Annotated in this window: 13 protein-coding genes; 11 read left to right on the top strand and 2 right to left on the bottom strand. The window is 64.2% G+C overall.

Going from position 1 to position 12423, the window contains the following annotated elements; all coding sequences use genetic code 11:
* Positions 1 to 68 precede the first annotated feature (68 nt).
* The gene (locus V1280_RS24745; protein WP_334530096.1) at positions 69 to 809 is read left to right on the top strand and encodes an SDR family oxidoreductase; all 741 of its coding nucleotides are present in this window, start codon (positions 69 to 71) and stop codon (positions 807 to 809) included.
* A gap of 187 nt (positions 810 to 996) precedes the next feature.
* Here the strand turns inward: V1280_RS24745 and V1280_RS24740 are convergent, their stop codons facing one another.
* Positions 997 to 2325: a dicarboxylate/amino acid:cation symporter gene (locus tag V1280_RS24740; RefSeq protein ID WP_334530093.1), complete on the bottom strand. Its 1329-nt coding sequence runs from the start codon at positions 2323 to 2325 to the stop codon at positions 997 to 999.
* A gap of 124 nt (positions 2326 to 2449) precedes the next feature.
* Here V1280_RS24740 and V1280_RS24735 point away from each other — a divergent pair, with 124 nt between their 5' ends.
* Positions 2450 to 3769: a solute carrier family 23 protein gene (locus V1280_RS24735; protein ID WP_334530090.1), complete on the top strand. Its 1320-nt coding sequence runs from the start codon at positions 2450 to 2452 to the stop codon at positions 3767 to 3769.
* A 72-nt stretch (positions 3770 to 3841) separates the two neighbouring features.
* Positions 3842 to 4678: an SDR family oxidoreductase gene (locus tag V1280_RS24730; RefSeq protein ID WP_334530087.1), complete on the top strand. Its 837-nt coding sequence runs from the start codon at positions 3842 to 3844 to the stop codon at positions 4676 to 4678.
* A gap of 54 nt (positions 4679 to 4732) precedes the next feature.
* Here the strand turns inward: V1280_RS24730 and V1280_RS24725 are convergent, their stop codons facing one another.
* Complete coding sequence (locus V1280_RS24725; RefSeq protein WP_334530084.1) at positions 4733 to 4993, bottom strand: DUF1488 domain-containing protein; 261 nt, start codon at positions 4991 to 4993, stop codon at positions 4733 to 4735.
* Between the two features lie 428 nt (positions 4994 to 5421).
* On the opposite strand from V1280_RS24725, the gene V1280_RS24720 reads away from it, so the two are divergent.
* The 8 genes from V1280_RS24720 to V1280_RS24685 all read left to right on the top strand — a co-directional run bounded on the left by V1280_RS24720 (position 5422) and on the right by V1280_RS24685 (position 12421).
* The gene (locus V1280_RS24720) at positions 5422 to 5688 is read left to right on the top strand and encodes a hypothetical protein (protein WP_334530081.1); all 267 of its coding nucleotides are present in this window, start codon (positions 5422 to 5424) and stop codon (positions 5686 to 5688) included.
* 11 nt (positions 5689 to 5699) lie between these two features.
* The gene (locus V1280_RS24715) at positions 5700 to 6479 is read left to right on the top strand and encodes a sensor histidine kinase (protein ID WP_334530078.1); all 780 of its coding nucleotides are present in this window, start codon (positions 5700 to 5702) and stop codon (positions 6477 to 6479) included.
* A 50-nt stretch (positions 6480 to 6529) separates the two neighbouring features.
* Positions 6530 to 6934, top strand: a complete 405-nt coding sequence (locus tag V1280_RS24710; RefSeq protein ID WP_334530075.1) for a hypothetical protein — start codon at positions 6530 to 6532, stop codon at positions 6932 to 6934.
* Between the two features lie 87 nt (positions 6935 to 7021).
* Entirely contained in the window at positions 7022 to 7354 is a 333-nt protein-coding gene (locus V1280_RS24705; protein ID WP_334530073.1) for a hypothetical protein, read from the top strand.
* On the top strand, positions 7323 to 8708 hold the full coding sequence (locus tag V1280_RS24700; RefSeq protein ID WP_334530070.1) for a hypothetical protein: 1386 nt from the start codon (positions 7323 to 7325) through the stop codon (positions 8706 to 8708). The genes V1280_RS24705 and V1280_RS24700 overlap by 32 nt, the downstream gene beginning before the upstream one ends.
* Before the next feature lie 16 nt (positions 8709 to 8724).
* On the top strand, positions 8725 to 9339 hold the full coding sequence (locus V1280_RS24695) for a hypothetical protein (RefSeq protein WP_334538406.1): 615 nt from the start codon (positions 8725 to 8727) through the stop codon (positions 9337 to 9339).
* A 66-nt stretch (positions 9340 to 9405) separates the two neighbouring features.
* Complete coding sequence (locus V1280_RS24690) at positions 9406 to 10212, top strand: NAD-dependent protein deacetylase (protein ID WP_334530067.1); 807 nt, start codon at positions 9406 to 9408, stop codon at positions 10210 to 10212.
* A 124-nt stretch (positions 10213 to 10336) separates the two neighbouring features.
* Positions 10337 to 12421 carry a hydantoinase/oxoprolinase family protein gene (locus V1280_RS24685; protein ID WP_334530064.1) on the top strand — a complete coding sequence of 695 codons (2085 nt, stop codon included), beginning with the start codon at positions 10337 to 10339 and terminating at the stop codon, positions 12419 to 12421.
* The last annotated feature ends 2 nt before the right edge of the window (positions 12422 to 12423 follow it).

The following is a 12423-nucleotide window of genomic DNA, read 5'->3' as shown; positions in this document are numbered from 1 at the left end:
TCGCCGGAAAAGGGGCAAATCCTCCCGTGTCAGCCGCAAGCAGCGGCCGGGAACCACGGAGAGGGCAAATGTCCAACGCAAACAAGAAGGTCGCCATTGTCACCGGGGGCTCGCGCGGCATCGGGGCGGCGATTGCCGAACGGCTCGCCGGCGACGGCTTTGCCGTTGTCATCAATTATGCCGGCAGCGCGGCTGAAGCGGAGGCGCTGGCCGCCAGGATCGCGCAGGCCGGCGGCCGGGCCATCACCGCGCAGGCAGACGTCAGCAACGCAGCCGCTGTGACGCATATGTTCGACGCGGCGGAGAGCGCGTTCGGCGGCGTCGACGTGCTCGTCAACAATGCCGGTGTGATGCGGCTGGCGGCAGTTGCCGAGGCCGACGATGCAATCTTCGACAGCCAGATCGCGATCAACCTGAAGGGCACCTTCAACACGCTGCGCGAGGCGGCGCGCCGGCTGCGCAACGGCGGCCGCATCGTCAATCTATCGTCGAGCCAGGTCGGTATCCTTTCTCCGACCTACGGCATCTACGCCGCGACCAAGGCGGCGGTCGAAGCCTTGACGCACGTGTTGTCCAAGGAACTGCGCGGTCGCAACGTCACGGTGAATGCCGTGGCGCCGGGACCGACAGCCACAAAACTGTTCCTCGACGACAAAACGCCAGAGCTGATCGATCGCCTTGCCAAGCTCGCGCCGCTGGAACGGCTTGGTCAGCCTACGGACGTCGCTGCCGCGGTCTCGTTCCTCGCCGGCCCCGATGGTGGTTGGATCAACGGGCAGGTGCTGCGCCCCAATGGCGGGATCATTTGATCCCGCCCTATAGATCCTGCTGCAATCTTTCAAAAACCCGACGCTCTGCCCCCAGCGCGTCGGGTGGAATGAATGAGTATCAATCGGTGATCCCAACACCGTTGTTGTGACGCGTGCTGCACCAATTGACCACTCCGGGAAACTACCGCAACGGAACCAGGCTGCGCCTGTCTGCGCGTCGCGGCGTCTAAGCGCCACCGCCCGGTTCGAGCGCTTCGCCCATCTCCAGCGGATGCGCCATGGTCTCGTGCAGCGCGTCGCGGTCGAGCTCGCCCTCCGAGATGCTGATGACGACGCAGGCGACGCCGTTACCGATCAGATTGGTCAGCGCGCGGCACTCGCTCATGAACTTGTCGATGCCGACCAGGATCGCGATCGACTGGATCGGAATATCAGGCACGATCGAGAGTGTCGCGGCGAGCGTGATGAAGCCGGCGCCGGTCACGCCGGATGCGCCCTTCGAGGTGATCATGGCAATGCCCAGAATGCCGAGCTCCTGCCAGATGGTTAGATGCGTGTTGGTCGCCTGCGCCAGGAACAGCGTTGCCAGCGTCATGTAGATGTTGGTGCCGTCGAGGTTGAAGCTGTAGCCGGTCGGGATGACGAGGCCGACCACCGAGCGCGAGGCGCCGAGATGCTCCATCTTCTGGATCATCTGCGGCAGCACCGTCTCCGACGACGAGGTGCCGAGCACGATCAGCAGCTCGTCCTTGATGTAGGCGATGAAGCGCAGGATCGAGAAGCCGGCGAGCCTGGCGATCGAGCCCAGCACGATCAGCACGAACAGGATGCTGGTCAGATAGAACGTGCCGATCAGGGCGGCGAGGTTGAGCAGTGAGCTGAGGCCATAGGCGCCCACGGTGAACGCCATCGCGCCGAAGGCGCCGATCGGCGCCACACGCACGATGATGCGGATGATGCCGAAAAACATCTTCGCGGCCTTGTCGATGGCGTCCGCGATCGGCTCGCCGGCCTTGCCGAGGAAGGCGATGGCGAAGCCCGAAAGGATCGAGATCAAGAGCACCTGGAGCAGGTCGCCGCGTGCGATCGCGCCCACATAGCTGTCGGGAATGATCCCCATCAGGTGGGCGACGATGCCTTCCTCCTTGGCCTTGGTGACATAGGTCGCCACCGACTTCGGATCGATCGTGGACGGATCGATGTTGAAGCCATGTCCGGGCTGGAGGATCTCTCCAACGAGCAGGCCCATCGCGAGCGCGACGGTCGAGACCGTCTCGAAATAGATCAGCGATTTCAGTCCGACCCGTCCGACGCGCTTCAGGTCGCCCATCGAGGAGATGCCGTGGACCACGGTGCAGAAGATCACCGGCGCGATCATCATCTTGATCAGCGCGATGAAGCCGTCGCCGAGCGGCTTCAGCTCCTTGCCGAGATCGGGAAAGAAATAGCCGATGAGAACGCCGAGTGCGATCGCGATCAGGACCTGGATGTAGAGGATCTTGTACCAGGGCTGGTGCCGGCGGTGGACGGCTGACTGGATCGCGACTTGTGTCATATTGCTTGCCCCGGAACGCATTGATCTTGCATGATTCACATCATGTGATGTTCGCCGCATAAGCAACAATCACATTTTTGTCGGATCGCACGAAGATCAATCGCTGCACCGCAACGGGGGGAACATGTCGAACGCAACGGGCTCGGACGAGCAGGCGCATAGCTATTTTCCGCGTTGGACGCTGAAGACCTCGGGCGTCATCATGCCCGAGGAGCGGCTGTCATGGGGCCAGACCATCGTCTCCGGTCTCCAGCATTGCGTTGCAATGTCGGGGTCGACGATCATCGCGCCGCTGCTGATGGGGTTCGATCCCAACGTTGCGGTCCTGTTCTCCGGCGTCGGCACGCTGATCTTCTTCGTCATCGTCGCGGGCCGCGTGCCGAGCTATCTCGGCTCGAGCTTCGCCTTCATCGCCGTTGTCCTCGCTGCTACTGGCTATGCCGGGCATGGGCCGAACCCGAATCTGTCGGTTGCGCTTGGCGGCATCGTTGCGGCTGGTGTGCTGTACGGTGTGATCGCGCTGGTCGTGATGTGGTCGGGGATCGGTTGGGTCGAGCGCTTGATGCCGCCGGCCGTCACCGGTGCCGTGGTCGCCGCGATCGGCCTCAACCTTGCGCCCGTGGCGGTCAAGGCGGTGATCGCCAACGCGTTCGAGACCTGGATCGGGCTCGCCACCGTTCTGATCATCGGCGTGGTTGCCGTGGCCGCCCCGGGCCTGTGGCGCCGCCTGCCGATTATCCTCGGCGCGATCGGCGGGTATGGTTTGTATCTGCTGTTCGCGAACGGCCTGGGCTTCGGCAAGCCGATCGACTTCACGCAGCTCTCGGCCGCGCCGTGGTTCGGCCTGCCGAACTTCACCACGCCGACCTTCCATGCCGATGCGATCTTTCTGATCGCGCCGGTTGCGGTCATTCTCGTCGCCGAGAACCTCGGTCACATCAAGGCCGTCGGCGCCATGACCGGCCGGAGCCTCGATGGCTATCTCGGCCGTGCGCTGTTCGCCGACAGCCTCGCAACGATCGTGGCTGCCTGCGGCGGCGGCACCGGCGTCACAACTTACGCCGAGAACATCGGCGTCATGGCGGCGACGAAGGTCTATTCGACGCTGCTGTTTGCGTTCGCCGCGACAGTTTCGGTCCTGCTCGGCTTCTCACCGAAATTCGGCGCGCTGATCCTGTCGATCCCCGGTCCTGTCATCGGCGGCCTCTCGATCGTGCTGTTCGGATTGATCGCGGCGATGGCGGGCCGGATCTGGGTCGAGAACAAGGTCGATTTCGCCAACCCGGCGAACCTGATCACCGTCGCCGTGGCGCTGACCGCAGGCGCCGGCGACCTCACGCTGAAATTCGGCGCGTTCACCATCGGCGGAATCGGCACCGCCACCTTCGGCGCCATCATTCTCTACCAGATCCTGACCTCACCGATCGCGCGCCGCGCGGAATGAATCCCAGGGATGCGCTGATGGATGGAACAAATCACCGGTTCCGTCCATGATGAGGCAACCCGGAGAAAGCTCATGCCACACACCGATCTCTCGACCGCCTTTCCCTCACGCCTCGTCGGCCGATATGCGCTGGTGACCGGTGCATCCCAGGGCATCGGCCGCGCCGTTGCTGTCAGGCTCGCCCAGGAAGGCGCGACCGTCGCCATCAATTATGTCGATCACCCCGAGAAGGCGGAGGAGACGCTGGCGCTCGCAAGGACGGGATCGGGCGATCGCGGTCACGGCAAGCTCGACCATGTCATCGTCAAGGCCGACGTCAGCAACGACCAGGAGGTGGCTGCGATGTTCGAGACGATCCTGGCGCGCTGGAAGCGCCTCGACTGTCTCGTCAACAATGCCGGCTTCCAGCGCGAATCGCCGAGCGAGGCGCTCGACATCGAAATCTATCGCCGCATCATCGACGTCAATCTCAACGGCGCCGTGCTCTGCGCGCAGAAGGCGCTGGCGCATTTCGTCGCGCGGGGCGGAGTCGGCAGCATCATCAACTGCTCCAGCGTCCACCAGATCGTTCCCAAACCAGGCTATCTCGCTTATTCGATCAGCAAGGGCGGCATAGCCAATCTGACCCGCACGCTGGCGCTGGAATTCGCCGGACGCGGCATTCGCGTCAATGCGGTCGGTCCCGGCGCGATCGACACGCCGATCAATGCGGCCTGGACCGGCGACGCCGAGAAACGTGCCAACGTCGCGAGCCACATTCCGCTCGGCCGTGTCGGGACGCCGGAAGAGATCGCCGCCGTGTTCGCCTTCCTCGCCTCGGATGACGCGAGCTACATCACCGGGCAGACCATCTATGCCTGCGGAGGGCTGACGCTGTTCCCGGAGTTTCGCGACAACTGGGCGAGCTAGAAACGCGGATTCAATGGCGGGGTTGCCAACTCAAGCTACGCCCGAACGGATCGCTCAAAAATCTCCCGCGACCAAATTGTAAGAGCCCCTGCTGCCGCGGACATAGGCCTTGGCAGCGGCAGCACATATCAGGTCGCGGTGGCAATCAAACGCATTGAGAAACCCCAATTCGTTGGAATCGCCGTTCGGCTGGAGTCGCTTCAATGCGCCTTCCTCGATGAAAAATGAGGCCTCAATGGCGCTGTCGTGTCCCCAAAATCGCACGGCGCGGCGTGTTCGGTCATAAGAGCGGCTGTGATTTGGAAAATCAATCATGGTTCGGGCCGATCAATTTGCAGGTGCCGCGCGCCGGCTTTTACGGAGGTCAGGAGCGCCGACGCTTCGTCGAGACGCCGACAAAATCTCGCGCCGGAAAGCCCTTCGGCGAAGGAAGAGACGGTAGAACCAAGCGCTCGCGCTTGCTTTAAATGATGATTTGGAGACCGGGTTACAACCCGGTTCGATGCTTATCGTGGCAAATAGTTTTTGCCGGGCCTCGCTATTCGGCAAAAGGTCACTATATCGAGGGCATCACCGCGCGCCCCTCGGCTGTTATCGGTGACTGAGAGCAATGGCTCCCGCCGCGACCAAAAGGCGGCCTATATGTCGGATTCCCCTGGATTCAGTCTTCGCGCGTGGCTCGTACCTCCGGTATTGCTACCCGCCTTCCTTGTGCTGTTGGTCGCCGCTTCGATGCTGATTCAATGGTAGTCGGCTTCGGCGCGCCTTCGCCATCGGATCAGGCAAGCAGCTCATTGGATTCAATTCAGCCGTCGTTGGCTTCCGAGCTCAATTCGAGGGCGATCCACGCCCTTGGCAGGGCTCGCGAGATGCCGTCAGGAGACAAGCGCACGGCGGCCATGCGCAGCGCCGCGGTCCTTGGAAACGCCGCCGAAATCCTCGCGTATTTCTCGGCAACGAAGGAACGCAAGCCGAATGACGATGCCGCTGACCGGCAGCAACCCACATGATGTAGTCGCCAATGCTCGAGATCGATCTTCGCAGGGGCCAGCCCCCCGGCGGCACAGAATCGTACGAGGATGCTCTGGCGGCAGAGAATGTCAGCCTGCGGCTTCTCCTCGCCCAGGCCGAAATCGATACGAGCGATCTGCTTGCCAGGGCGGGCATCGACGCCAAAGAGCGAGAGACATCCGACAAGCTACAGAAATTGATGCTTGAAGAGCTGCACCACCGCGTCAAGAACACACTTGCGACCGCTTCCGCGATCGTCGCACAGAGCCTGCGCAACGTGCAAGGCGTGGACCACGCGCAGCAGGCCATCGAGGGCCGGCTATTGGCACTCGGCCGGGCACACGATCTCCTCTTGCAGACAAGATGGGCCAACGCCGATCTCGGCGCGGTCGTTCGGAGCGCCATCGAAGCTTTCGATGATCGCAATGAGTCGAAGTTCTCGATTTCAGGACCCGATATCCGGATCAATTCGGGTGCGGTGATCGCCGTCGCGATGACACTCAACGAGCTTTGTACCAACGCCACCAAATATGGCGCCTTTTCGGTCCCAAAGGGGTGCGTCGATCTCCATTGGACGGTCGACCAGCAGACGCAACGTTTGCACCTGACCTGGACCGAGAAGGATGGTCCGTTGATCCAGCCACCCGCAAAGCGCAGCTTCGGAACGAAATTGATCGAGACGCTTGGCCGCCAACTCCAGGGCAACGTGCAACTGACCTATGCGGAGAGCGGCTTCGCGTACAGGTTCGACGTTCCACTGGCTTCTCTGAGCGTCTCGACGCCGGCATAGCCTGCAAGTGGCAGCTTGGGTACGCGGAGACTTTCAACGAAGGAGCCCGCATGTTCAAATTCTTACAGTATCGTGCAAGAGCGGCCGCGTACCGCGAACTGGCCAGGAGTTCGTCCGGCAAGGACGATACCCGCAAATTTGAGAAACTACAGGACAGCCTCGCATTGCGCGCGGACAACGAGCAGGTCCTCGCGGATAATTACGTGGATGCAGTCAACGCCGGGGAGGCGGAGCGTTCGCGCGGCGCAGCCCTCGCGGCGGAAGAAGAGCATGTTTTGCGGTGTCTCGGCGCGGCCATCATCATGCAATGGAATTCCTTGCCGACGACGCTTCAGCGGGAGATTTTCGACACCGCCGGGTCGGTTGGAACATTGCTGGAGACAGCGGCGCTCCGTGGACAGCTCGCCCGGTTTCTCCACAAGCACAAACATGACGTCGGTCCCCACAAGGTCTGACGGAAGCATTGCGATGCAATCCAGCAACAGTTGTAAAAAACCGGGCCGTCGGCGCTGCAGGCACAGGCGAACTCAACCGAACGGTTGATGTCCGGCCTGTCGCCTTTGCCCACAGTCGCGTTGGCGGCAACCGGTCAACCGACTGATCAGGATCGGCTGGCGCTTTGGAGCTGGGAGCGCAAATGCCTCGTGGGGGTCACTAAAGCGATGTTTCGTCTGATCAAATCTTTCGCTGGCGCCGCGGCGGTCTGCATGTTGACCGCAATCTTCGTCCTGGCAGTTGATCAGGTGCCCGCTGCCGCGCAAGGGGTCTGCGGCCAGGCAGGGACAGGCGCCCCCCTCGGTCTTGCGCTACTCAATGGCGTCGCTTGTGGCGGGGAGGCGACCGGTGCCGGCAGCACGGGCGATTGGTATCAGTAACGCAACCGGTGCCGTCAGCACGGCAGTCGGTGGGCTGAGCGCGGCGTCCGGAGAGGGCAGCACGGCAATCGGCTTTGACAGCGGGGCGTCCGGAGAGAGCAGCACGGCGACCGGCGCCTCCTCCCGTGCAAGCGGCGGGTCCAGCACGGCGAGCGGTGCCGGCACTAAAGCAAGCGCTGACTACAGCACGGCGACCGGCGCCTCCAGCACCGCGGCGGGCGTCGGCAGCACCGCGATGGGCGGCGGCGGTTCCATTGGTGGTGTCGAAACGGCTGCCTCCGCGTCCGGAAATTACAGCGTGGCGATCGGAGGTGGTGGCGACGGAGCCGCCGGCGTAGGCGCACATTCCAACGGCGACAAATCGATCGCGGTCGGCCTGGGCAGCGTCGCAGCGGGGGCATCTGCCACTGCGATCGGGAGCGGAGCCAGCGCCAGCACAACAAATGCCCTCGCCCTGGGCAACGCGGTGACCGCAAGCGGCGGCAATTCCTTCGCGGCCGGCAACAACTCCCACGCCACCGGGGCGAGCGCCGTCGCGATCGGCGACGGCGCAACCGCCGGCACCGGCGCCAATGCGATTGCCATCGGCACCGGTGCAGTTTCGACCGGATCGATTGCCATCGGCGCAGATTCGGCGGTGGCGCTCGGCAACACCGCCGTCGGCGATGGCGCGAAGGCCAGTGCCGCCGCGGGCAGCTCGGCATTCGGCAATGGTGCTGTTGCCTCGGCATCCAATGCCACCGCAATCGGTGCCGGCAGCAATGCTACCGCCGCCGGCGCGACGGCCTATGGACAGGGCAGCACTGCGTCCGCCGCGAGCGCGACGGCAATCGGTTCTGGCGCGACCGCGGGATTCTCGAACTCCACTGCTGTCGGCGCCGGCGCAACGGCGACCGCCGCCAATCAGGTCGCAATCGGCACGGCGAGCAACACCTATCGCATGGCCGGCGTTGCATCGGCGGCAAGCCTTGCCGCGCAGAGTGGACCAGTCTCCTTCGTCACCACCGATGCGGCCGGCAACCTAGCGACGTCGAGCTTCAACCCGGCGAGCATCACATCATTGCAGTCGCAGGTGACCTCGTTGCAGTCGCAAGTGATGGACAACCGGCTCGAAGCGCGCAGCGGTACGGCCGTCGCACTTGCGGCCGGTTCGATGCCGGCACTGCAAGCGGGCCGCAAGTTTGCGCTCTCGGCCGGCTACGGCAATTTCGAGGGTGCCAATGCGTTTGCGCTCGGCGCGACTGCGCTGCTCTACGGCGGCAAGAGCTATGCGATCATTGCCAATGCCGGCGGCGGCGTCGGACTCGAGCGTAACGTTGCAGGCGGACGCGGTGCGGTTTCGATTCAGTGGTAAACAGAACCCGTTCGTGATGACGCTTCGTTGGGGGATTGCAGGGCTTGGGCTTCTGATCCTGGGCGCGGTGACGACCTCTGCGCAGCAGACGCCGCCGCAACCGCATCCGTCGGCCTCACCGCAACAACAGCCCGCGCCAAAACCCGCCAACATCGACCGCAATGGCGTGCTCATGCTGATCCGGTCGACGCTGCTCGCGCTCGATCAGGCCAACAGGACCGGCAACTACACCGTACTGCGCGACCTCGGAGCGCCCGGCTTCCAGGCCAACACCGCAGCCAGGCTTGCGGAGATATTCGCCAAGCAGCGCGGCGACAAGCTCGATCTGTCCGGTGTCGCCGTCATCGATCCGCAATTGTCGCTGCTGCCGCAGATCGAGCCGAATGGTCTGTTGCACATGGCCGGATTTTTTCCGTCGGTGCCGTCGCAGGTGAATTTCGAACTGTTGTTTGCGCCGGTCGACGGGCAATGGCGCGTGTTCGGCGTGTCGTTGTTGGTCGGCCAGTCCGCGCCGGTGGCGCCTGCTGCGCCCGAAGCGCCCGCGGGCAAGGCCGTCATCTCGCAGAAGCAGGCTGCGCCACCGAAGCCGGGCGGGCCTTCGAAACAGCCGGCAGCGTCCGCAACGCAATGATCGGCGGATCGCCGCCGGAACGCGGGTGATCTGGCAAAATGCCGCGGCGCAGACTACATCTGCGCCATGACACACCCATCGCTCCAGGATTTCGTCGGCCGGCACGAAAGACTGTTCGTGCTGACCGGCGCCGGCTGTAGCACCAATTCCGGCATTCCCGACTATCGCGACAGCCACGGCAACTGGAAGCGGACCCAGCCGGTCAACTTCCAGGCCTTCATGTCCGAACAGCAGACGCGCCAGCGCTACTGGGCGCGCAGCCTGATCGGCTGGCGGCGGTTCGGCCAGGCCCGCCCGAACGATGCGCATCACGCGCTCGCCCGGCTCGAGGCGAGCGGGCGGTGCGAGATGCTGCTGACCCAGAATGTCGACCGGCTGCATCAATCCGCCGGCCACCGGCAGGTGATCGATTTGCACGGACGGCTCGACCTGGTTCGCTGCATGGGCTGCGGGGCCAAGACGCCGCGAAATGAATTCCAGGATGCGCTTGGCCGCGCCAATGCGGAATGGCTGACGCTCGACGCGGCGGACGCGCCTGATGGCGACGCCGATCTGGAGCATGCGGATTTCTCATTGTTCAAGGTGCCTGCTTGCGAAGCCTGCGGCGGCATCCTCAAGCCCGACGTCGTGTTCTTCGGCGAGAACGTCCCGCGCGACGTGGTCGCGGCCGCGCAGGACCATCTGGCGCAGGCCGACGCGATGCTGATCGTGGGATCGTCGCTGATGGTCTATTCCGGCTTCCGCTTCGTGAAGGCTGCCGCAGATCGGCAGATTCCGATCGCCGCGATCAATCTCGGGCGTACCCGTGCCGACGATCTCCTGACGCTCAAGGTCGAGGAGCGCTGCGAGGCGGCGCTCGCATTCCTGCTCTGAACGCGGAAGGCGGGCACGCCCTCTATCGCATAGGTGCCACGCGCTTCACCATCGGCGCGGTCGCTGGTATGGAAATTGCTGCGATTTTCGCGATAATTGGTCGATCAGCACGGAGAGTTTCGGAATGCTTGAGGGAGCCGAGGTGCGGCTTGCCGTCGATATCGGGGGCACTTTCACGGATATCGTGCTGGATGTGGGCGAGGCGCGCAAGACGCGCAAGGTGCTGACGACGCCGCAACGGCCCGAGCAGGCGGTGCTCGACGGGATGCGTCTCATTCTCGCTGACGCGAGTGCCCATATCAGCGACATCGACGTCTTCATTCATGGCACCACGCTTGCGACCAACGCCATCATCGAGCGGCGCGGCGCCAGGACCGCGCTGATTGCGACCGACGGCTTTCGCGACGTGCTCGATATCGGCACCGAGAGTCGTTACGACCAGTATGACCTTTCCATCGACAAGCCGAAGCCGCTGGCGCCGCGCTCCCTTCGCTTCACCGTGCCCGAGCGCGTCGACGCCCATGGCACCGTTCGTCTCCCGCTGGACGAAGCAGCCGTGCGCGCACTCGCGCCGAAATTGCGTGAGCTGAAGGTCGAAAGCGTCGCGATCGCCTTCCTGCATTCCTATGCCAATCCCGAGCACGAGCGTCGCGCCGCCGCGATTTTGGGCGAGGAGATGCCCGGCATCTCCGTGACAGTGTCATCGGCCGTGTGTCCGGAAATCCGGGAATATGAGCGCACGTCGACGGCGGTCGCGAACGCGTATGTGCAGCCGCTGATCGATGGCTATCTCGCCCGCATGGCGGACGCCTTGCAGGTCGAGCAGTATCGCGGCGCCATCTATCTCGTGACCTCCGGCGGCGGCGTCACCTCGATCGAGACGGCGCGGCGCTTTCCTGTGCGTCTGGTCGAATCCGGCCCCGCTGGCGGCGCCATTTTCGCGGCGCAGATCGCGGCGCGTCTTGGTGAGAGCAAGGTGCTCTCCTTCGACATGGGCGGCACCACCGCAAAGATCTGCCTGATCGAAAAATACCAGCCCGAGACCTCGCGCGTGTTCGAGGTCGATCGCGCCGCGCGTTTCCTCAAAGGCTCCGGCCTGCCGGTGCGCATCCCCGTGATCGAAATGGTCGAGATCGGCGCCGGCGGCGGCTCGATCGCCCATGTCGACGCCATGAAGCGTGTCACTGTCGGGCCCGAGAGCGCGTCTTCCGAACCGGGACCGGCCTGCTATGGCCGCGGCGGCCAGCGCCCGGCCGTGACCGATGCCGACGTTGCGCTCGGCATGATCGATCCCGACGCCTTTGCGGGTGGCACGATCAAGCTCGACCCGGAGCTTTCCAAGCAGGCGCTGCTGCGCGCGGTCGGCGAGCCGCTGGGCCTGTCGGCGGAAACCGCGGCCTATGCCGTGCACGAGGTCGTCTGCGAGAACATGGCGAGCGCGGCGCGTGTGCACGCGGTTGAGCGCGGCGAGATCGTCGGCCAGCACACGCTGATCGCCTTTGGCGGTGCCGCGCCGCTGCATGCCGCGCGTGTCGCCGAGAAGATCGGCGTTTCCAGGGTGATCGTGCCGTCGAATGCCGGCGTTGGTTCGGCAGTCGGATTCCTCGCGGCGCCCATCGCCTATGAACTCGTGCGCAGCCGCCACGTCCGGCTCGACGATTTCGACACGGGCGCGGTCTCCGACCTGCTTCGGGACATGGTGACTGAAGCGCGTGCGCTGGTCGAGCCAGGTGCGGCCGGCGCGCCGGTGCGCGAACGCCGCGCGGCGTTCATGCGCTATGTCGGCCAGGGCCATGAGATCACCGTCGAGCTGCCGAACCGGCCGCTGACATCAGCCGATCTCGCCGGCCTGCGCCAGAAATTCGAGGCGGATTATTCGGCGATGTTCGAGCGTCCGATCCCGGGCGCCGCGATCGAGGTGCTGAGCTGGTCGGTGCTCGCTACGACGGACGCGCGCAATCCCTCTGTTGTCGCCGCCGTCACGCGCAAGCCCGCGGGCAAGGCCTCCGGCAGCCGCAAATTCTTCGACGGCCGGGCTGGAGAAGTGACCGAGATCCCGCTCTACCGCCGCGAGGACATGGCACCGGGCGCGACGATTGCGGGTCCTGCCGTGATCGCCGAGGACGAAACCTCCACCTTCGTCTCGAACAGTTTTGATGCGCATATCGACGGTGCCGGCAGCATCGTCATGGAACGGAAGGCGGCCTGATC

The sequence above is a fragment of the Bradyrhizobium sp. AZCC 2230 genome (assembly GCF_036924495.1).
Taxonomy (GTDB): domain Bacteria; phylum Pseudomonadota; class Alphaproteobacteria; order Rhizobiales; family Xanthobacteraceae; genus Bradyrhizobium; species Bradyrhizobium rifense.
This window is presented reverse-complemented; position numbering and strand designations above follow the sequence as displayed.